The 19,514-nt window shown below is 55.7% G+C and carries 19 protein-coding genes and 2 tRNA genes; 6 read left to right on the top strand and 15 right to left on the bottom strand.

Annotated elements, in window-relative coordinates; all coding sequences use genetic code 11:
* Positions 1–147: 147 nt before the first annotated feature.
* Positions 148–233: transfer RNA gene (locus OKC40_RS19675), tRNA-Leu, on the top strand.
* Between the two features lie 109 nt (positions 234–342).
* The gene (locus OKC40_RS19670) at positions 343–615 is read left to right on the top strand and encodes a late competence development ComFB family protein (protein WP_042060694.1); all 273 of its coding nucleotides are present in this window, start codon (positions 343–345) and stop codon (positions 613–615) included.
* Here OKC40_RS19670 and OKC40_RS19665 read toward each other — a convergent pair.
* Positions 610–819, bottom strand: coding sequence for a hypothetical protein (locus OKC40_RS19665; protein ID WP_139409742.1), 210 nt, complete (start codon positions 817–819; stop codon positions 610–612). The genes OKC40_RS19670 and OKC40_RS19665 overlap by 6 nt on opposite strands.
* A 301-nt stretch (positions 820–1,120) precedes the next feature.
* Between OKC40_RS19665 and nhaC the strand changes: the two genes are divergently transcribed.
* Complete coding sequence (gene nhaC / locus OKC40_RS19660) at positions 1,121–2,530, top strand: Na+/H+ antiporter NhaC (protein ID WP_042060692.1); 1,410 nt, start codon at positions 1,121–1,123, stop codon at positions 2,528–2,530.
* Positions 2,531–2,668: 138 nt separating this feature from the next.
* Here nhaC and erpA read toward each other — a convergent pair whose 3' ends face one another.
* The 3 genes from erpA to clcA all read right to left on the bottom strand — a co-directional run bounded on the left by erpA (position 2,669) and on the right by clcA (position 5,282).
* Positions 2,669–3,019 carry an iron-sulfur cluster insertion protein ErpA gene (gene erpA, locus OKC40_RS19655; RefSeq protein WP_005340225.1) on the bottom strand — a complete coding sequence of 117 codons (351 nt, stop codon included), beginning with the start codon at positions 3,017–3,019 and terminating at the stop codon, positions 2,669–2,671.
* 87 nt (positions 3,020–3,106) lie between these two features.
* Complete coding sequence (locus OKC40_RS19650) at positions 3,107–3,802, bottom strand: DUF6776 family protein (protein WP_005340216.1); 696 nt, start codon at positions 3,800–3,802, stop codon at positions 3,107–3,109.
* A gap of 91 nt (positions 3,803–3,893) precedes the next feature.
* Positions 3,894–5,282 (bottom strand): H(+)/Cl(-) exchange transporter ClcA, encoded by a 1,389-nt coding sequence (gene clcA / locus OKC40_RS19645; RefSeq protein ID WP_270796685.1) that lies wholly within the window; start codon positions 5,280–5,282, stop codon positions 3,894–3,896.
* Between the two features lie 244 nt (positions 5,283–5,526).
* Between clcA and hemL the strand changes: the two genes are divergently transcribed.
* Both hemL and OKC40_RS19635 read left to right on the top strand, forming a co-directional pair.
* On the top strand, positions 5,527–6,813 hold the full coding sequence (gene hemL, locus OKC40_RS19640) for a glutamate-1-semialdehyde 2,1-aminomutase (protein WP_270796684.1): 1,287 nt from the start codon (positions 5,527–5,529) through the stop codon (positions 6,811–6,813).
* 217 nt (positions 6,814–7,030) lie between these two features.
* Complete coding sequence (locus OKC40_RS19635) at positions 7,031–7,846, top strand: hypothetical protein (protein WP_270796681.1); 816 nt, start codon at positions 7,031–7,033, stop codon at positions 7,844–7,846.
* Here the strand turns inward: OKC40_RS19635 and OKC40_RS19630 are convergent.
* The gene (locus tag OKC40_RS19630) at positions 7,761–8,663 is read right to left on the bottom strand and encodes a sulfite exporter TauE/SafE family protein (protein ID WP_270796680.1); all 903 of its coding nucleotides are present in this window, start codon (positions 8,661–8,663) and stop codon (positions 7,761–7,763) included. The two genes, OKC40_RS19635 and OKC40_RS19630, sit on opposite strands and share 86 nt — an antisense overlap.
* 297 nt (positions 8,664–8,960) lie before the next feature.
* Complete coding sequence (locus OKC40_RS19625) at positions 8,961–9,710, bottom strand: DsbA family protein (protein ID WP_270796678.1); 750 nt, start codon at positions 9,708–9,710, stop codon at positions 8,961–8,963.
* A gap of 197 nt (positions 9,711–9,907) precedes the next feature.
* Between OKC40_RS19625 and OKC40_RS19620 the strand changes: the two genes are divergently transcribed.
* A tRNA-Ser gene (locus OKC40_RS19620) sits at positions 9,908–9,995 on the top strand.
* 197 nt (positions 9,996–10,192) lie between these two features.
* Here OKC40_RS19620 and OKC40_RS19615 read toward each other — a convergent pair.
* The 9 genes from OKC40_RS19615 to OKC40_RS19575 form a co-directional block, all read right to left on the bottom strand.
* Positions 10,193–10,861, bottom strand: coding sequence for a UPF0149 family protein (locus OKC40_RS19615; RefSeq protein ID WP_270670166.1), 669 nt, complete (start codon positions 10,859–10,861; stop codon positions 10,193–10,195).
* 50 nt (positions 10,862–10,911) lie between these two features.
* Positions 10,912–14,010, bottom strand: a complete 3,099-nt coding sequence (locus OKC40_RS19610) for a type I restriction endonuclease subunit R (protein ID WP_270670165.1) — start codon at positions 14,008–14,010, stop codon at positions 10,912–10,914.
* A 99-nt stretch (positions 14,011–14,109) separates the two neighbouring features.
* Positions 14,110–14,670, bottom strand: coding sequence for a hypothetical protein (locus tag OKC40_RS19605; RefSeq protein ID WP_270670164.1), 561 nt, complete (start codon positions 14,668–14,670; stop codon positions 14,110–14,112).
* Position 14,671: 1 nt separating this feature from the next.
* Complete coding sequence (locus OKC40_RS19600; RefSeq protein ID WP_270670162.1) at positions 14,672–15,928, bottom strand: restriction endonuclease subunit S; 1,257 nt, start codon at positions 15,926–15,928, stop codon at positions 14,672–14,674.
* Between the two features lie 2 nt (positions 15,929–15,930).
* A complete protein-coding gene (gene fic, locus OKC40_RS19595; RefSeq protein ID WP_257712150.1) occupies positions 15,931–16,536 on the bottom strand; it encodes a protein adenylyltransferase Fic in 606 nt (201 codons plus the stop codon).
* Positions 16,533–18,134, bottom strand: coding sequence for a type I restriction-modification system subunit M (locus tag OKC40_RS19590; protein WP_257712151.1), 1,602 nt, complete (start codon positions 18,132–18,134; stop codon positions 16,533–16,535). Before OKC40_RS19590 ends, fic begins: the two co-directional genes overlap by 4 nt.
* A gap of 160 nt (positions 18,135–18,294) precedes the next feature.
* Entirely contained in the window at positions 18,295–18,678 is a 384-nt protein-coding gene (locus OKC40_RS19585; protein WP_257712152.1) for a type IV toxin-antitoxin system YeeU family antitoxin, read from the bottom strand.
* Positions 18,679–18,680: 2 nt separating this feature from the next.
* Positions 18,681–18,995 (bottom strand): hypothetical protein, encoded by a 315-nt coding sequence (locus tag OKC40_RS19580; protein ID WP_270670160.1) that lies wholly within the window; start codon positions 18,993–18,995, stop codon positions 18,681–18,683.
* A 93-nt stretch (positions 18,996–19,088) separates the two neighbouring features.
* Positions 19,089–19,436 (bottom strand): hypothetical protein, encoded by a 348-nt coding sequence (locus OKC40_RS19575; protein WP_223920335.1) that lies wholly within the window; start codon positions 19,434–19,436, stop codon positions 19,089–19,091.
* Positions 19,437–19,514 lie beyond the last annotated feature (78 nt).

Genomic DNA, 19,514 nt, shown 5'->3' with positions numbered 1-19,514 from the left:
CGGAATTGGTAGACGCGCTAGCTTCAGGTGTTAGTGCCCCCCGGGTGTGAGGGTTCGAGTCCCTCTCTTCGCACCATGATTCTGACATGTAAAAACAGAGCAATGCGCTCCAACCGCATTTAAAAACCAGCTGGAGAAAATCAGTGTGCGAAGGTGGCGGAATTGGTAGACGCGCTAGCTTCAGGTGTTAGTGTCCCACGGATGTGAGGGTTCGAGTCCCTCTCTTCGCACCATTCATTACGCAAAAGGCCCATCACGAAAGTGACGGGCCTTTTGTTTTTACCCCTTGTTATGGCTATGCTTTTGACGACTCCCCGCTCATCGTCATGCCAAGGAACGCATATGATACTGGATACCGACATTCACAACTTTTACGAACATCTGGTGCTCAAGGAGATTGAGAAGCAGGATCTGCAACAGAAGCTCACCGGCGACCAGATGGCCGATCTCTGCTGCCTGACCCTCAACCAGCTCCCTTCCCACTATATTCGCCACGATGTCGACATGATCTACTTCCTGACCGATGCCAAGCGCACCGAGATGGAAAAGCTGGTCGTCACCTCCCTGAAGCAAGCGCTACAGAAGATCAAGCAGGCTCCCGTCAAAACCTCATAGCCAGGGCTGCTGCCAGAGCAGGGTGACGATACCGGTCAAGCCAGCGACTGGCAGCAAGATCAAGGCAGGCCGCAATCCGGGCTCCAGCATCACCCAGGCAGCCAGCAGAAAACCGGCACTCCAGGTGCCGTACTCTTTATCCTGACCCCATGCGAGTACGGCCATCGCCACCAGCAACATCATCCCCCGCAATATCCAGCGCATTGTTTTCTCCCCAACAAACAATTGATAATAATTATCATCTTCATCTATCAAGGATGCAAGTCGCGTCACAAGCGGGCTTCGTATGTGACCTATCATGTCAACAGGGCGCTCAAAAACGGGTTATGAGATCAACTAATTTGTGATTTTTTCAATCAAATGTGCATTTTTACCAATTTGATGGGGCTTTAACCCATCAGGTTTGTGGTAGATTGCGGCCTCTTTTTGGGTTGGCCCCTCGGGATACGTGTATCCACAGGACGAGAGGGACTGACTTTGGCGAGCAAGAGTTTAGGAAGTATCTATGCAAAACCAACAAAACCACATCCGACTACCGGGCATGGCGCAGGTGTTCATCTGTCTGGCCATTTTCCTGGCCCTGGCATTCTCGTTCACCAGCGTGCTCGATCTGCCGATCCAGCTGGCGCTGTTCATCGCCTGGTTCGTTATCATGGGGCTCGGCATCAAGCTCGGCCACGATTACAAATCCCTGGAGCAGGCGGCCGTTGACGGCGTCGCCAAGGGGATGGGGGCCATCCTGATCCTGGTCTCCGTCGGTGCCCTGGTCGGCACCTGGATTGCCGGCGGCATTGTCCCCAGCATCATCTACTTCGGCCTCAAGGTGATCCATCCGTCCATCTTCCTGCTGGCAACCCTGATCATCTGCTCCCTGACCTCGCTGGCCACCGGCACCTCCTGGGGCTCTGCCGCCACCGCCGGTATCGCCATGATGGGGATCGGCCACAGCCTCGGCGTGCCTGCGCCGCTGGTAGCCGGTGCCGTGCTCTCCGGCGTCTACTTCGGTGACAAGCTCTCTCCGCTCTCCGACTCCGTGGTGCTGGCCTCGACCATGTCCAACGTCGACGTGGTGGAGCATATCAAGGGGATGCTGCCCATCAGCCTGCTCTCCTATGTCATCACCGCCGTGCTGTTCACCGTGGTCGGCATGCAGTATTCGGGCAACGTCAGCCTGGAGCAGGTCAATCTGGTGATGGAGGCGCTCGACAACCAGTTCAACATCACTCCGCTGGCCATCGTGCCGGTGGTACTGGTGTTGGGCCTGTTGGCCAATCGCAAGCCCGCCTTCCCGGTGATCAGCTTCGGCGCCCTGTTGGGCCTGATCTGGGCCATCGCCTTCCAGGGCATGGATCCGGTCAAGGCGATGCACTCGGCTTATAGCCCGTTTGCCATCACCTCCGGCATCGACTTTATCGACAACATTCTCGGTCGCGGCGGCATGGAGTCCATGCTGGGCTCGGTCGCGGTCATCATCTTCGGTCTCGGGTTTGGCGGCCTGCTGGAGAAGGTCGGTATTCTGGAAGTGATCGCCAGCGCCTTCGAGAAACGCATCAACAGCGTCGGCAGCCTGACCAGCCACACCATAGCCACCGCGTTTCTGGCCAACGTGTTTGGCTCGGCCATGTATGTGTCGCTGATCCTGACCCCCAAGATCATGGCCAAGAACTACGATAGACTGGGACTGGCGCGCAAGAACCTCTCTCGCAACGCCGAGTTCGGTGGCACCCTCACCTGCGGCATGGTGCCCTGGAGCGACAACGGCATCTTCATGGCCGGGGTACTGGGGGTCGCGACCCTCGACTACCTACCCTACATGTGGCTGAGCTTCACCTGCATCATTGTGACCATCACCCTCGCCTACATGGGCAAGGCAGTGAACCGGATCCCGCTGGTCGCGGCGGCAAGCTCCCGCTAAGTCATTCTGCAAACAACAAAGGCGCCATCACGGCGCCTTTGTTGTTTTAGATAAATGCTTTTTGATGGCGTTCACTGATCACCACAAACAAAAACAGCCCTCGTTGCCGAGAGCCGTTTCATCAGACCGATACGCCGATCAGATGGAGAAGCTGGAGCCACAGCCACAGGTCGTGGTGGCGTTGGGGTTGGTCACGGTGAAGCGTGAACCTTCCAGACCCTCGGTGTAATCCACACTGCCGCCTACCAGATATTGCAGGCTCATGGGATCGATCACCATGGTGACGCCGTTCTTCTCGACCACGGTGTCCCCGTCGTTGATCTTCTCATCAAAGGTAAAGCCATACTGGAAACCGGAGCAGCCCCCACCCGTGATGTACACCCGCAGCTTCAGCTCGGGATTCTCTTCCTCGGTGATCAGGTTCTTCACCTTGTTGGCCGCCGCATCCGTCATCTGGATGGGCAGCGGGGCTTCTGCTACTGCACTCATTACTGACCTCACAACCATTAGATCCACAAACATGGAAACCGCGAAATTATCCAATACCCGACCATTCAGTTCAAGTATTCACCACGTTTAACCGGCAGCGGGAACCGGAGCAGGCGGCGCGGCGACCAGCGGCTTGATCACCTCGCCCCATTCAACCAGCAGCTCTTGTGCCGGTTGCCTGCCGTCCTTGTTGATGGTGACACGGATCCGATCCGGCACAAAGCCTTCCGGCAACTGCCAGTTCCCTTCCAGCAGCTGGAAATAACGCAGAGCATAGCGCCACTCGCTCACCTTCATTCCGAGATCGCGACCGGTCAGCGTCTTCGGCTTGTCAGCCAGACTTCCCTCGACCCGGATCTGCACCTGACCACGAAACAGCTCCCGCTTCTTGGCGGGCTGGGTCAGAGCGAGACGGTAGTGGTAACGACCGGGAATGCTGGTCTCCTGCAGGGTCAGGTTGTCGATCACCACCCCCACCTGTTCGCCGGTGGGGCGCATGATCCGCTCGAAAAAGGCCAGCTGGCGCTTGAGCTCTTGCACCTGCGCCTCCTGACTCTTCAGGGTGGTCTGTAACTGCTCGAAGGCCGCTTTCTGGGTCGCCAACCGGGTATCTTTCACCCCCAGCTCGGTCTTGAGCTGGCCGATGGCCTTGCCCTGACGATCCAGCGTCTCCTGCTGTACCACCAACAGACTGCTCTGGGCCAGCTCCTGACGGTTACCGACAAAGTAACCGATGAGCCCGCCAACGGCTAACACGACCAATAACTTCAATAGATTGGACATAGCCCCTCATCCCGTTATCACGCCATTTACGGCAGCGCCTCTCCCTTCACTATACCGCCCGGACCGTGGTCAAACGCGATAAAGGGAAAAATTAACTGGCCGTGGCGCTGCCATCACCCCGCTTTTGACGCGCGGCGAGCCGTAAAGTTCGCTCCAGGATCTGGGAATAGATGGGTCGGCCCCCCAGCCACTGGGCAACCAGGGTTGCCCCGACCGTGGTGATCATCATCGGTAGGATCAGCTGATAGTTGTCGGTCATCTCGGTGACCAACACGATGCCGGTGATGGGGGCGCGCACGGTGGCGGCAAACAGCGCTCCCATCCCTGCGATGGCAAAGGCGCCGGGCTCGATGCCCAGCTCGGGAAACACCGCATGAAACAGATGGCCGAACACCACGCCAAACAGGGTGCCGAGCGCCAGGGTCGGCGCAAACACCCCGCCCGGCGCACCGGAGCAGAAGCAGATGAGGGTCGCGACCAGCCGCACCGAGAAGATGAGGAACAGGGTTGCCATCGCATACTCATCCCCCATCAGATGTGGAATAAGCTCGGTGCCACCGCCCGTCACCGAGGGGGCAAACAGCGACAGCACACCGAACGTTCCGGCGACCAGCATGCCGATGGCCACAAAACGGTGGCGCTTGTTCTGGTGCAACGCCAGATAGCCATCCTGACAGGCCAGCACCAACTTGTTGAAGACAAAACCGAGCACCCCGAAGGTGGCTCCCATAAAAAGGAACAGCCAGAGCGCCTTGAGGGCTGGCGCATCGTAGTGGGGCAAGGTGATCACCGCCCCCTGCCCTTTCATGTTCTGCAACATCAAGGTCGCCATGATGGCGGAGATCCCCACCGCCTTGATGGCCAGAAAAGAGTAGCGAAACTGCGGCCGCATCTCCTCCATCACAAACAGGATGCCCGCTAGCGGCGCATTGAAGGCTGCCGCCAGACCACCTGCCGCACCGGCCGCCAGCAGGGCGTGGCCATGCTCCTTGGGCAGCCGGAAGATATCCGCTACCATCTTGCCGAGGTTGCCGCCGATCTGTACCGAGGGCCCCTCCCGCCCCAATACCATGCCGGAGCTCAGGGTGCAGATGCCACCGAAGAACTTGACCGGCAACACCCGCCACCACCGCACCGGGCGCAGATCGTCCATCGCCCCCTCGATCTCGGGAATGCCGGAGCCGCCTGCTTCCGGGGCAAAGGTATGGGTGAGGAAGTAGCCGACAAATCCCAGCAAGGCGCTGAAGCCAAAGCCGAGCAGACCGAGCTGCCACCAGGGACGGTCTGCCAGCAACATGATGCGTTGCTCTGCCAGCCAGTGGACACCCGATTCGAACAGGCCGCACACCAGCCCGGCCAGGGTGCCGACCAGCGCTGCCAGCAGCAGCACCAACAAGGGCATCTTGTCTTGCCGGATAATGCGGGAAAGCGGCCCCCGCGAAGCGGTATCGGGTTCAGAGGAGAGAGCTTGTTGCGCCATCTTGTTACACCAACCTGGAAAAACCATATCGTCAGCTAGCTGAGATCAGGATCACCCGGCACGTTGCTCGGCTGCCCAGGGCTGGGGCTTTCTGCTATAGTCGGCCCGTTAAATTTTTGTCACGGGAGCAGACCGAGAGTCCGGGTGGCGAGAGCGCAAAGCATACTCCTCATGCCCTGGCCTGCCGAGTCTCAATCGGCTGCAATCCCTTGTGTGACGCCCAAAATCCCATTAAGGATGATCCATGTCAAAATCAGATCAGCTGTTTGAACAGGCCCGCCAGACCATTCCCGGTGGCGTCAACTCACCGGTCCGCGCCTTCAATGGGGTCGGCGGCACGCCTCGCTTCATCGATCACGCCGATGGCGCCTATCTCTATGATGTGGATGGTCAGGCCTACGTGGATTACATCGGCTCCTGGGGCCCCATGCTGCTCGGTCACAACCACCCGGCCATCAAGGCCGCCGTCATCAAGGCCGTTGAGAAGGGACTGAGCTACGGCGCGCCGACCGAGATCGAAGTGCTGATGGCCGAGAAAGTCCGCCAAATCGTCCCCTCCATGGAGCAGGTGCGGATGGTCAACTCCGGCACCGAGGCGACCATGAGCGCCATCCGTCTGGCCCGCGGCTATACCGGTCGCGACAAGATCGTCAAATTCGAGGGCTGCTACCACGGTCACGCCGACTCCCTGCTGGTCAAGGCCGGTTCCGGTGCCCTGACTCTGGGTCAACCCAACAGCCCGGGCGTACCGGCCGATTTCGCCAAGCACACCCTGACCTGCGTCTTCAACGACTTGGAGTCGGTGCGCGAAGCCTTCACCCAGTACGGCAGCGAGATCGCCTGCATCATCGTCGAGCCGGTCGCTGGCAACATGAACTGCATCCCGCCGGTGCCCGGTTTCCTGGAAGGACTGCGCACGATCTGTGACGAGTTCGGCGCCCTGCTGATCCTGGACGAGGTGATGACCGGCTTCCGCGTCTCCCTGCGCGGTGCTCAGGGCTACTACAACATCGACCCGGATCTCACCACCCTCGGCAAGATCATCGGTGCCGGCATGCCGGTCGGTGCCTTCGGCGGCAAGAAGAAGGTGATGCAATACATTGCCCCGACCGGCCCCGTCTATCAGGCAGGTACCCTCTCCGGCAACCCGGTGGCCATGGCGGCCGGTCTGACCATGCTGGACTTGCTGCTGGAGCCGGGCCTCTATGAGCAACTGAGCGCCAAGACTGCACGGGTTGCCGAGGGGCTGAAAGCGGCCGCCGCCAAACACGGCATCCCGCTCGCCATCAACTATGTGGGCGGCATGTTCGGCTTCTTCTTCACCGACGAACCAGAAATTACCCGCTACGAGCAGGTCACTCGCTGCGACATGGAACGCTTCAAGCGCTTCTACCATCTGATGCTGGAAGAGGGCGTCTATCTGGCGCCGAGCGCCTACGAGGCGGGCTTCCTGTCGCTGGCTCATGGCGACAAGGAGATTGAACACACCCTGGCTGCCGCCGAGCGCAGCTTCGCCAAGCTGGCAGGCTAAATCGCCGCCGGTTGTCGCAAAGGGCCCGTCATGGGCCCTTTGCTATTGCAGTGCCTCCATCACCACTCAGGGCGTCGATACGCCCAGTTCTGGTGCATTCCCCCCCTAGCCATCCGTCGTTTTGTCATCCTCTGGTGCAACTTGCCTCGCCATCCCTGTCATAAAGCAGGCCCACTATTTGCACATCCGCAACAGAGCCCACGTCACCGAGGTCCATATGGCAGAGATGAGCCCCATCGATGTGCTGCGGCGCTATCAGGAGTATCAGGAAGAGCTGACCCCGCTACTGCAGGGGCTGCTCAGCGCCCCCCTTGCCTCGCTCAAGCGGTATCCCTTTGTTGTCAGCATTGACCACTATCAGGGGCCTGTGTGCATCCAGCCTGCGGCACCGGCGGCCCATAACCGGCTGCATCTTATCGTGCAGGGGCAAGGACGGGAGATCACCGTCTGTCTGAATCAGCTGATTGGCTGGTTGATGGGGGACAGGGAGCGCCGCCGCGCCATGCCCTGGTTCAAGGCGGTCTATGTGGTCCTAAGCATGGCGCTGTTTCTCATCGTCGCCACCCTGATCTGGCACGGGCTGGAGCAGCTCTACCAGTTATTGTGCAGCGAGCAGCAGAACCGGCTCGGCGCCTTTAGTGCCATTATCTTCCTGACGCTGGCACTGGCGGTGTTCGATCTGGGCAAGACCATTCTGGAAGAGGAGGTACTGCTGCATAAGGATATCTTCCGCCACAGCGCCATTCGCCGCACCATCACCCGCTTTATCGCCGCCATTCTGATCGCGGTCTCCATCGAGGGGCTGTTGCTGCTGTTCAAAGGCTCGCTCGGCCAGAGCGAGCTGCTCTGGCCTGCGGTCGGGGTGATGGGGTGTGCGGTGGGTTTGCTGCTGGCGCTTGGCCTCTATGTCTTTCTGGGGGCCAAGGCCGAAGCGGCACTGGTACAGGCTAGCCTGCGCGCTCCACCGCCAGTTGCACAAGGGAGCGACGCGCCGCCCGCCAGGAAGCGTACATGGTCCAGGAGGTATAGATGACGATAAAGGCAACCAGCCACTTCAGCATCTCCATATCCATGGACTTGACCAGCATGGCGGCCAGCACCACACCGATAGGGCCGAAGATGGCCACCGCCAGCACCGCCTTGGCATCAAATACCCCCTTGCGGATAAAAGTGCCTGCGGAGAAGACGCTGAGCACGGCAGTGGAGCCCATCATGATCGGAAACGCCGCCAGCGGATTCATCCCCAGCAGATAGACCAGCGTCATGCAGGGGGCAAACAGGCCGATACCGACATTCATCAATACCCCGAAGATGAAGTTGCCGAGCAGGGCGATCGCCAGCTTGTAGCCACTGAGCCCCATCGCATCCCCGCCAACCGGGAAAAGACCCAGCAGACCGGCAAAGATCAACCCGGCGACGACCAGCAGGGAGATGGCCATCACCAGCCGGATGGTCTGCCGATCAAACGAGGCCACATGGCGAGCCCCCCAGGCCGCGCCCGCTGCGGCGGCAATCATCATGCTGATCAGCGTCAGCGGCTCCACCGCTACTGCACCGATGAAGATCAGCGACTGGGTCACGGTCGGCAGCACGCACTGTCCATTGAGGGTACCCGGCAGCACTCGATCATCGATCAGCTTGAACTGCTTGTAGCAGGCGGTCTTTACCGCAAAGCTGCCCACCCCCAGGGTATCGAGGAAGTTGGCAACCCCACCGATCAACGCCACCGGCCAGAATGGAGTAGATTCGAGCGTGCCGTTGCACCTCTTCTGCCAGCAGGCCTGCACCAGCATAAAGACAAATGCCAGGCCACCGGCTATAAAAATAATCCGCAAAATATCAACTAACATATGGGTTTCTCCTGCACCGGGCGGCGATTCTAAGGCAGGGCGCAGAAAAAGTCTTGGCTGTAATTAAGCAAGCTTCGCAGCCAGCCAAGAGGAGTTGAAACTTTTCCAGATGGAAGTCGAACGACTCTGCTAATACTTGTTACTGAGGCCAACAGGCCGGGTCCTGAGCACGTTGTTATGGTCCTTTCGCGACGACCACCTGTGCCAAAGGACATAATGAAAAAGAGGGGCGGTAGTGATACCGACCCTCTTTCTGTATCTGGACGTAGGGACTGAGCCCCTGACCATGACAACCGCTTATTGAATGCTCTTGCCGGCGCGCACGTCCTTGATAAACCCCTTCAGGCTGGCCAGATCGCGGGGCGCACCGCGCAGGATCTGATCACCGATGATGAAGGCGGGGGTACCTGAGATACCGAGCGCTTCAGCCAGCGCTCGGTTGGTGCCGAGGTTCTGGTCAATGCTGCCATCCTTGATCTTGGCTTCCACCTTGCTCCAGTCAACACCGGCCGCCAGCGCCAGCTGCTTAACCTGAGCCTCATCAGAGAGCGGGCCCTGATGGGTATAGAGCTTTTCGTGGAACGCCTGATACTTGTCAGGTTGGCCCAGTTGAACCGCCAGCGCAGCACGGGCAGCGAAGTAGGAGGATTCGCTCAGAATGGGGAACTGCTTGTAGATGTAACGGATGTCTTTATCTTCCGCCATCAGCTGCTTGACCAGCGGGTGGGCCCGTTTGCAGTAACCGCAGTTGTAATCGAAAAACTCCACAATGGTCAGCGATGCCTTCGGATTTCCCATCTCGGGATCCTGATTGGCATAAAGCTGCTTGGAGTGAGCCTTGATCAGCGACTTGTCACTCTCGGCCTGCTGGCTCTCCTGCTTGGCACGCAGGGCATTGGACATCTCGACCAGGATCTCGGGATTCTTGACCAGATAGTCGCGAACGATTTGCTCGACATCGCTTTTGGTCAGCTCGCTCGCATGTACCGGTGTCGCCAACAGGGTCAGGCCAGCCAGCGCGCAAAACAGGGCATTTTTAATAGTCATAACGTTATCTTGCAGAGGATATGATAGAGGGCACTATAGTGGTTGAGTCTGTTTTCAAGTCAAGTTATCTGGCCAAAAAAGCGCTTGATGCGCCCTGATTGCCACTTTTTCATGTCATTTCGCGCAATTAACCAGCAATCGAACCGGGCAGGGATTTACAAGCCGGATCAGCATGGTAATATTCGCCGCACTGCTGCGGAGGGGTGGCAGAGCGGCTGAATGCACCGGTCTTGAAAACCGGCGATGGGCGACCATCCGTGGGTTCAAATCCCACCTCCTCCGCCATCTATATGGCCCAACTGATTGATTCTGTTGGGCTTTTTTGTATCTGTGATTTTTGGTATGCCAGTGAGTATGCCATTAGGTGTTGGCTGTCCTGCTCCTCGATAGCATTTCTTTGGACAGGTCATCGTCGTTACTCCTTTCAGTTTAACCAAAGCAAGAGAGGGCCAATGGCCCTCTCTTGCTATCTATTGTGTTGGTCAGTGCAAACAGCACTGCTTGTACTTCTTGCCGCTGCCACAGGGGCACGGCTCGTTGCGGCCAATCTTGATGGGTGCCACCACTGGTTGAGAACGTGCCGGGCGTTCACTTCGTTGCGCCAAAAAGTGGGCGTGCAGGATACGAGCAGCAAAGCGGGCCTTGGTGGCTTGCTCTTGCAAGTGTTCATTGCTGAGCGCTTCCAACGATGTAGGCATCTTCTCCAGCGGTTCAGCTATCATCGCCAGTGCAGCAGCTTCCGGAGCCGGTAGCGTTGGCCATGGTGCCAATTCAATCGCCCCCAGGTAACCCCCACACCAGTCGTGGATCAGCGGAACCCACTCACCGTGTCGTTCAAACTCCGGTGCCACCGGGAAATAGTCTTCTGCCGCATAGGTCAGAGTGGTCGCAATGTCGTTGCTGTGGCGCATCACTAGGTCGATAAAGCGCTCCAGCTCAGCTTCGCTTTGCCACTCGGGTTGATCCTGCTCACCACCCCAGATCGCGTGGAGCCAGGTGCTCGGCATGATGAGGTGAGGGCCAGAGACCACAGCTGTCAAAAAGCCATCGAGCATCGACATGGAGGCTATGCTGTTTTCACTGCCGTAGCGCTCCAACAGCGCTTCCAGCTCATCGAACTCTTCATCACTCAAAATTTCAAACGATTGCATTTTTACCAACTCCAGTAATCCATCCGTTTGGGCATGGAGTAGAATATTGACTAAATGTCACCACCAACCCCTTTGAATTTCTCAATAAACGCCGAGATTTTCTGGAAAACGCTCTGTTTTTTGGTCAGATATTGCGGGTTTAGCGGGCTCATCTTGGGCAGGACTGCGTTGAGTTCGGTTCCGTTCTCGCTGGCGAACTCGCGCTTTAGTGAGGTGGCTATGTAGCGCTTGGCGGCATCAACGTTGAGCTCCTCGGTGGTGATCAATTCCTGCGCTTCACGCTGCTGTTCCGCTTGGGCAAAGGTGAAGAATGCGTCGATCACGCTGGCCTTGTCGCCAATCTGGTCCAGGTCGGTCTGATTGATGAAATCGACCACCAGGCCCTCCTTGGCGCGGTTGCCAAGGCTGGCACGAATCACGCGCCGCACCTCATCCACCAGCGCTGACTTACTCTTGGTCTTCTTGTTGTGCTCGAAGATCAACTCCAGGATGTAGTCCAGGTTGATTTCCTGCGACTTGAGCAGATCCACCTCAAAGACCACGTCGTCCCAGTCGATGGTCGTCTTTTCCTTTTCGGCCCCTGACTTCTCGCGGCGCAGCCAGTCGCGCACGTCGTTGTAGGTGGAGCGATAGTCTTGAATTTTCCGTTCTGCGGGGAGCGTGATGGCTTGCAGTGCCGTCAGATCTTCATCACTCAAATAGTGCTTGGCCTTGAACTCCTCCACCGCAGCGGCATCCGTCAGGTCAACACTCTGAAGCTCTTTCAGACTGGCGAACTCGTCATAGTTCTGCAGGACGTTCTCGATACGCAGGTACTCGCCAAACAGCTTGGCAAAGGCCTTCTTGTCGGCTTCCTTTTCAATTGCCGCCGGATCGGGGAAGCGCTCTTCCAGTTCCTTCACCACCTCCATGAAGCCACGCCGCGCCTCACCGGTCGCCACATCGGTGAACCCCTCCATGTACTCCTTGTAGCTTTTCTCCAGCACCACGTTCCTGGTGTTCTTGTCTCCGAACAGGGTGATGGCATCGATGGTTGCCTGCTCAAGGTCGCGGAAGGTAACGATGTTGCCGAAGGTTTTGGTAGCGTCAAAAATGCGGTTGGTGCGGGAGTAAGCCTGCATCAGTCCGTGGTAGCGCAGGTTCTTGTCTACAAACAGAGTGTTCAGCGTGGGGGCATCAAAGCCGGTCAGGAACATGCCCACCACGATGAGCAAGTCAATTTCCTTGGCCTTCACCTGCTTGGCCAGGTCGCGGTAGTAGTTCTGAAAGCCGTTGCTGTCCACGCTGAAGTTGGTCTTGAACAGCGCGTTGTAGTCGTCGATGGCCGCACTCAGGAACTCCTTGGCGCTGCTGTTCATGGCAGACACGTCAAAGCCCTCGTCCTGGATGTCGCCAATCGCGTCCTGTTCCTCGTTGGCGGCGAACGAGAAGATGGTCGCCACTTTAAGCGGCTTGTCGCTGTTCTTCTGCAGTTCCCTGAAACACTCGTAGTAGAGCTTGGCAGCATCCACACTGCTGACGGCAAACATCGCGTTGAAACCCTTGTTGCCAGCGTGCAGGCGGTGGGTCTTTTGCCGGAAGTTGGTCAGGATGTACTGGCTGATCTCGCGGATACGTTGCGGGTGCAGCAGGGCTTGCTTGTTCTCGGCTGCACTGATCTTCTTCTCGTCCTGCTCGGTCTCGATGGCCTTGAACTGCGGGCGCACATCGTTGTAGTCCACCTTGAACTTCAACACCTTCTCGTCGCGGATCGCATCGGTGATCACGTACGAATGCAGCTCGTGGCCAAACACGCTGGCCGTGGTCTCTGCGCCCAAGGCGTTCTCGGGGAAGATGGGCGTGCCGGTGAAACCAAACTGGCAGAACTTCTTGAACTTCTTCTTCAGGTTCTTCTGCGCCTCGCCAAACTGGCTGCGGTGACACTCGTCGAAGATGAACACCACTTGCTTGCCGTAGATGGGCAAGTCCGCCTCGCTCTTCATCAGGTTGTTGAGCTTCTGGATGGTGGTGACGACGATCTTGTTGTCGTCTTTCTCCAGGTTGCGCTTAAGGCCGGCGGTACTGTCCGAGCCATTCACGCTGTCCGGCGAAAAGCGCTGGTATTCCTTCATGGTCTGGTAATCCAGATCCTTGCGGTCCACCACGAAAAACACTTTGTCGATAAAGTCCAGTTCGGTCGCCAGCCGCGCCGCCTTGAAGCTGGTCAGCGTCTTGCCCGAGCCGGTGGTGTGCCAGATAAAGCCGCCGCTGTCGGTATTGCTCCAGTTTTTAGCCTGGTGGCTGCTTTTGATTTTCCACAAAATGCGTTCGGTAGCGGCAATCTGGTAGGGGCGCATCACCAGCAGCGTATGGCTGACATCAAACACCGAATAGTGCAGCAGCACATTCAGCAGGGTGTGCTTCTGGAAGAAGGTGGCGGTAAAGTCTTTCAGATCCTTGATCAGGCTGTTATCCGCCTTCGCCCAGTTCATGGTGAAGTCGAAGCTGTGCTTGTTGCGCACGGTGGTATTGGCGAAATAGCGGCTGTCAGTGCCGTTGGAGATCACAAACAGCTGCAGATACTTGAACAAGGAGTGCTGGCTGTTGAAGCTTTCTTTGCTGTAGCGGTGTACCTGATTAAAGGCCTCGCGGATCGCTACGCCGCGCTTTTTTAGCTCCACCTGCACCAGCGGCAGGCCGTTGACCAGAATCGTCACGTCGTAGCGGTTGGCGTGGCTGCCGGTCTGCTCGAACTGGCGGATCACCTGTACCTTGTTGCGGGCGATGTTCTTTTTGTCCAGCAAGTAGATGTTCTGGATACGGCCATCGTCGAACACAAAGTCGTGGATATAGTTGTCGTGAATCTTGCGGGTCTTGTCGACAATGCTGTCGCTGGGTGTATCCAGAAAGGTTTCCACAAAGCGCTGCCACTCGGCATCAAGAAACTGCACGTGATTGAGGGTTTGCAGCTGCACGCGCACATTGGCCAGCAAGGCTTGTGCAGAATTCAGGCCGGCCAGGTATTCATAGCCCTGGTTTTGCAGATCCTGAATCAGCTCGCACTCCAGATCGTTCTCGCTCTGGTAGCTGTCTGCCACCTTCCAGTCCTTGCTGTACTTCTCAAGCACAATAAAATTTTTCGATTCGGCGATGGTCTTGTAGTCGCTCATGCTGTTTCACCCTTGTTTTGCCGGCCTTGTGGGCTTCATGGTTAAAGCCGGATTCGATGCGCCACAGCTTGTTGGTTTTTGAATGGCCGTGGCAAAAAATCACATGAACAGGCGCTTGAACTTCTCGTGGTTGTCGATATTGCTTTGAATATCTGCCGCATCCCAGATTTGCAGCTCCCACGGGAAAAAGTAATTGCTCTTGTTCTTGAAGTACACATGCAGGCCGCGATAGCCGGCCTTGTCGCGCAAATACCAGTTTTTCAGGCCTAGTTCATCCTGCCATGCATCCAGTAAATCCAGTACGGTTTCGATTTCAGTGGCGGACAGAATGATCCTGGCGCCAAAAATATCATTCAGCCAGTTGTTGACCGGGTATTGGTCTTCGCGGCTGGCGAAACGCCCGATCTTGTCGTCAATGCTTTCCCGCGTCTTCACGCGGTAAAAGTACTTGATGTCGATCTCCGCCGTCATCAGGTAATCGTTGACGCTCTCGTGCAGGGCGAGGCGGTAGCGGTAAATATGCGCGGGCGGCACATGCTTGATGGTTCTGGACAGCTTGATCTTTTCGATTTTTCCGGTCTCGAAAAAGTCATTCGAAAAATCACGATGCAAGCGGTTGATCTCGCTGACCAGTTGCTTGACTTGAGCTATCTTGTCCATGTTATTTCTCCACAGCAGCAGGTGCGGGCTCTGCTGTTGTCTTGGGGAAACTTAACAGCAAATCGCGATAGTATTCGTATTGCTTCTGGCGCAGCTCGATTTCACGCGGCAAACCTTCCGTGATGGAGTTTGTCAGCGTGTCTAGCTTATCCAGGATGTTTGCGATTCTTTTCTGTTCCGCAGTCGACTTGGTGGAATCGTTTGCATACGGTATTGGAATCAAAATCTTTTCCATAAGCGCCTTGGAGCTTAGATTTGGCTGTGCGCCACCGCCAGCTAGAACATATATTGCATCGGTCTTTGAAAGTAAAAAATGATACAAATAGCGATTGTTTAGAGCGTTGCTTTTGGATATGAATTTCCCTACTCGCTGGTTCAGGTAGGCAGTTCTATTGCTGTTAAAGCAGCCGATTTTCCCAGTGGTTGCGCCAGACATTGCTATCAAAATGTCACCACTGTCGATCACGTAGCTTAGGGTGTTTTCTTTATAGTCAGACGGATCGAAATACTTAACATCCGCCATGTCGACGCCTGAACCATTTATGTTGGTTATTCTTACGATTGGCAGTCCTGTTTCTTTGAATAGATTGCTTTTAAAAGCGAATCCATTTTTGAAGTCGCACACATCCCCCAACGTCTTCCACTCCACCTCACCCTCTTCAAAACTTAACAACTGGTCGCGGTAGTGGCTGTATTGCTTTTTCCGTGCAGTAAGCTCGGTGGTAAGCTCGGTGGTAAGCTCGGTGGTAAGCGCAGTAAGTGCGTCCAAAATACACACAATTTCAGCTTGGATTTCCAGCGATTTTTGGGGGTTATCTGGACAGGGTATGGGGATTTGCAACTCTTTCAAGTTGCCTGCATTCAAAGCGGGAATTCCATCATACGTGCAAAGAGACTGAATTTCAGGCTGCATTTCAAGCAGCAAGTGATAAAGGTATCTCGTGCTAACTAGCTGAGCATTTTTTATCGTGACTGAATAGTTCAGATTGCCTCGAAAATATTTTCCTGGTTGCCATGTCACCGAACCAACCCCCGCACCGCGTGATGTTATGCCTATTGGGTCGTTATCAGTGTTCCACTCATCGATAAATCCAAGCGGCTCACGGCCACTGTTAATCACGGGATATTCGCCAGGGTTGGCTGAAATCATTTGCTTGTTTACTGAATGGCCCGTTTTGATAGAGGTAATTTCCCCCAAACGCTTCCATTCAACATTCACGCCATCGAGCAATTTTTCCATAAAGTCAGCATTACTCATGATTACAGCTCCTCTGTCTTGAATTCGCTATAACCTTCGTAGTAATAGCTGACATCAATACCCTTCATGAACAAGGCTCGGTCATCAATCTGACTGGTGAGCGCTTGTTTAAGCAGCGCCTTTATTTCCAGGTCTTTCACTACGCTGCGCTGCATTGCAGAAAGGTATTCTTCCTTATCCACCAAGTTCCAATCCACTACTTGTTTAAGCGCGGCTTTGAGCATCAGGTCTAGCCAGATACGCGTAGCACGGCCATTGCCTTCACGAAATGGGTGGGCGATGTTCATCTCGACATATTTTTCGATGATTTCATCAAAGGTACTTTGTGGCATGCCATCGATATGCTTTAGAGAGACATCTAAATACATCAGCGGGGCAAAACGAAAATTACCCTTGGCGATATTGACGTCACGGATGTTACCAGCGAAGTGATAGATGTCACCAAACAGATAGCCATGAATAAAGCTAAGCCCGGAAAACGTTCCCACATCAGCCTTGTTAATGTCGCCAGAGTCGAAAAGTTGCTTAGCCTTTTGTTTACTGATTTTCTCCTCAGCTTTGGCAAGTTCAACCTGATTGGTGATGTTTAATTTATTCTCTAACATCATGCTACCTCTCCTTCGCTTTCCATGCCCTCGGTCGGTGTTTCTTCAATCGTCGTCCCTTCGATTTTGGCAACAATGGTATCAATTTCTTTGCGCAGTTTATCAATGTTGGCAACCGTGGTTTTCAGTTCGATATTGAGCTGGCTGATATCCACCACTTCACGGTTGTCTTTCGCTTCCACATAGCTGCTGACGGAGAGGTTGTAATCGTTGGTGGCAACTTGCTCAAGGGGCACCGATTTGGCGAAGTGATCGACATTGGCCTTGCTGTCGAACACCTCCATGATTTGCTCGATGTGCCTGTCCAGCAGCACGTTGTTATTAGTCTCTTTTTTGAAATAGTCCGGACCGCTAGCATCTATAAACTGGATGGTTGTCTCTTTTTTGTTTTTGGCCAATACCAGAATGTTCACGGCGATGGTGGTGCCGTAAAACAGATTGGGTGCCAGCGAGACCACCGTTTCCACATAGTTGTTGTCCACCAGATATTGCCGGATCTTTTGCTCGGCCCCGCCACGGTAGAAGATGCCGGGGAAGCAGACGATGGCGGCGCGGCCTTTGGCGGAGAGGTAGCTGAGCGCATGCAGCACGAAGGCAAAATCGGCTTTGGATTTGGGGGCGAGCACGCCAGCGGGGGCAAAACGGTCATCGTTGATCAGTGTCGGGTCATCCGAACCTATCCACTTCACCGAATAGGGAGGATTGGAAACGATGGCATCAAAGGGTTTGTCGTCGCCAAAGTGGGGTTCGCGCAGCGTATCGCCGAGTTGGATGTTGAACTTGTCGTAGTTGATGTTGTGCAAGAACATGTTCATCCGCGCCAAGTTGTAGGTAGTGTGGTTGAGCTCTTGCCCGAAGAAGCCATCTTCGATGATATGGGCGTCAAAGTGCTTTTTGGCTTGCAAGAGCAGCGAGCCGGAGCCGCAAGCCGGGTCGTAAATTTTGTTGACGCTACTTTGGCCATGCATGGCAAGCTGAGCGATTAACTTGGATACATGCTGGGGGGTGAAGAACTCACCACCGGATTTACCGGCGTTGGCAGCATAGTTGGAAATAAGGAACTCGTAGGCATCGCCGAAGAGATCGATATCATTCTCTTCAAAATCACCAAGATCCAGCTTGGCCACGCCATTAAGCACAGCAGCCAAACGGGCGTTTTTATCTTTTACCGTGTTACCCAAGCGGTTGCTTGTGGTATCGAAGTCAGCGAACAGTCCTTTGATGTCTCGCTCTGACGGGTAACCGTTAGCCGATGCTTCAATGTCAGCAAAGATGTGGGCAAGATCGGTATTGAGGCTGTCGTTGCTATTGGCATTTTTGGCCACATTCACGAAAAGATCGCTGGGGCGGATAAAGTAGCCCTTGGTCTTGATGGCATCCTCTTTGATTTCCGGGGTGATCACGCTATCGGGTATTTCTGCGTAGTTGACGCTGTCATCACCGCCTTCGATGTAACTGGCAAAGTTCTCGCTGATAAAGCGATAGAACAGGGCACCCAGTACATACTGCTTAAAATCCCATCCATCGACAGCACCGCGTACCTCGTTGGCAATGGCCCAGATCTGACGTTGCAGGGCGGCGCGTTGTTGAATGCTTGTCATGCTGTGATTCCTGTGTGTCGCCTCGCAAGTTAGGAGGCGGAACTTCTAATGAAAATGATGTGCATCATACCGGAAAAATGACCCACGTTCAGGTAACTGACGCCATCTGATTAACATCGAAAATGTGAGAAGGCTGCTTGCACAGCCTTCCCACTTCCTCCTAAATAGTGAGGGCGGAGTAAAGCGCCACATAGACATAGCCGTGGCTACCCAAGGTATCGGCTTCGCAGGAGAAACCGCCGTGCTGGATAGTGATACAGTGCTGACGTTGGGCATCCAGTTCGCCGGTCAGCAGCTTGGCTTCCAGTGCCTTGATGATTTCCGGGAAAGCCAGGTCGAGCTTGGCTATCTGCACCTCACTCCACTCACCGCTCAGACTGGCTCGATCGGGTAGAAAATCGAGTCGGTAGCGACTCTGTATCAGACGAGCGCCAAAGCATGGAGAGATATCACGCGGCAGACCCCAGCATCTGCTGGGGAGCGGTGTGAGAGCTGGAGCCTCTGGAGAGTGTGTGGCAGAGTATGTGGGATGGGGTGTGGTCATGATTAGCGATACCTCAGTTGAATGTCTATACAGGTGCCGGGCACGTTGTGACGCTGGCGCAGTCTGGTCAGATGCTCTGGGAGGTCTGTCAGGTTTGTCAGTTGCCCCCGGTAGAGCCGGGAGAGATTGACGTAGTCAGGATGGCTCACGGTGATGGTCACCTGATGCCTTGGCTGCCAACGACCAAATAGACGGGTCTTGGCCTCTTTGATGGAGGTGATGCCGGGAGCGGGTAACGTCTGCCGGTTGCGCAGATGCAGTTTGTTAAGCTCGGGGGCATAGCGATGCACCTCGAGTCCGGTGACAAGACGGGTCATGTTTGGTGACTCCAATGATGCAAAGGGCCAGCCTGTGAGGGCTGGCCTTTTATGTTGTTTGTTGATGAGCGAGACAGTGGTGCGTCAACGAGCTCAGTCAGTCTCCTCGTTGATAACCGGCTTGCAATTGAGCCGGTCCAGCAGGTGCCGTGAGCCGTACTGGGCCACCAGCCGGTCTATGGCCATCTGGGCGCAGGCCGCTCTGCTGGGCTTATTCTCGGGTATGGCGTAACGCGCAGTGAGCCAGCCGCCGAGCAGTGCAATGCGGTAGCCACTCGGGATATGGGTGAGCGAGGTGCCTATCCCCCTCCCGTGAATGAGGAAGGGCACTGCTTGGCCGCCGATGTCGATATCCATGCGCTGGCCCTTTAGCTCGAAGGTAGTGAGCTCACCGGTCTGCGGGTGCTTGCCCGGTACCTTGATGGTGATGTTTTTTGCCATCTCACACCTCCGGTTTGGCTTCAAAATGGTGGGTCACCGTGCCCGCTTCCGGGTCGATGCTGATAAACGCCGGGGCTT

This window comes from Aeromonas sp. QDB11 (assembly GCF_027705265.1).
GTDB classification, from domain to species: domain Bacteria; phylum Pseudomonadota; class Gammaproteobacteria; order Enterobacterales; family Aeromonadaceae; genus Aeromonas; species Aeromonas allosaccharophila.
The sequence above is the reverse complement of the archived record's forward strand: the minus strand, read 5'-3'. Positions and strand labels throughout refer to the sequence as shown.

Bases quoted from the DNA above. Each gene is read 5' to 3' on its own strand.
- OKC40_RS19670 (WP_042060694.1), top strand. From the start codon at position 343: ATGATACTGGATACCGACATTCACAACTTTTACGAACATCTGGTGCTC.
- OKC40_RS19665 (WP_139409742.1), bottom strand. From the start codon at position 819: ATGCGCTGGATATTGCGGGGGATGATGTTGCTGGTGGCGATGGCCGTA.
- nhaC (WP_042060692.1), top strand. From the start codon at position 1,121: ATGCAAAACCAACAAAACCACATCCGACTACCGGGCATGGCGCAGGTG.
- erpA (WP_005340225.1), bottom strand. From the start codon at position 3,019: ATGAGTGCAGTAGCAGAAGCCCCGCTGCCCATCCAGATGACGGATGCG.
- OKC40_RS19650 (WP_005340216.1), bottom strand. From the start codon at position 3,802: ATGTCCAATCTATTGAAGTTATTGGTCGTGTTAGCCGTTGGCGGGCTC.
- clcA (WP_270796685.1), bottom strand. From the start codon at position 5,282: ATGGCGCAACAAGCTCTCTCCTCTGAACCCGATACCGCTTCGCGGGGG.
- hemL (WP_270796684.1), top strand. From the start codon at position 5,527: ATGTCAAAATCAGATCAGCTGTTTGAACAGGCCCGCCAGACCATTCCC.
- OKC40_RS19635 (WP_270796681.1), top strand. From the start codon at position 7,031: ATGGCAGAGATGAGCCCCATCGATGTGCTGCGGCGCTATCAGGAGTAT.
- OKC40_RS19630 (WP_270796680.1), bottom strand. From the start codon at position 8,663: ATGTTAGTTGATATTTTGCGGATTATTTTTATAGCCGGTGGCCTGGCA.
- OKC40_RS19625 (WP_270796678.1), bottom strand. From the start codon at position 9,710: ATGACTATTAAAAATGCCCTGTTTTGCGCGCTGGCTGGCCTGACCCTG.
- OKC40_RS19615 (WP_270670166.1), bottom strand. From the start codon at position 10,861: ATGCAATCGTTTGAAATTTTGAGTGATGAAGAGTTCGATGAGCTGGAA.
- OKC40_RS19610 (WP_270670165.1), bottom strand. From the start codon at position 14,010: ATGAGCGACTACAAGACCATCGCCGAATCGAAAAATTTTATTGTGCTT.
- OKC40_RS19605 (WP_270670164.1), bottom strand. From the start codon at position 14,670: ATGGACAAGATAGCTCAAGTCAAGCAACTGGTCAGCGAGATCAACCGC.
- OKC40_RS19600 (WP_270670162.1), bottom strand. From the start codon at position 15,928: ATGAGTAATGCTGACTTTATGGAAAAATTGCTCGATGGCGTGAATGTT.
- fic (WP_257712150.1), bottom strand. From the start codon at position 16,536: ATGATGTTAGAGAATAAATTAAACATCACCAATCAGGTTGAACTTGCC.
- OKC40_RS19590 (WP_257712151.1), bottom strand. From the start codon at position 18,134: ATGACAAGCATTCAACAACGCGCCGCCCTGCAACGTCAGATCTGGGCC.
- OKC40_RS19585 (WP_257712152.1), bottom strand. From the start codon at position 18,678: ATGACCACACCCCATCCCACATACTCTGCCACACACTCTCCAGAGGCT.
- OKC40_RS19580 (WP_270670160.1), bottom strand. From the start codon at position 18,995: ATGACCCGTCTTGTCACCGGACTCGAGGTGCATCGCTATGCCCCCGAG.
- OKC40_RS19575 (WP_223920335.1), bottom strand. From the start codon at position 19,436: ATGGCAAAAAACATCACCATCAAGGTACCGGGCAAGCACCCGCAGACC.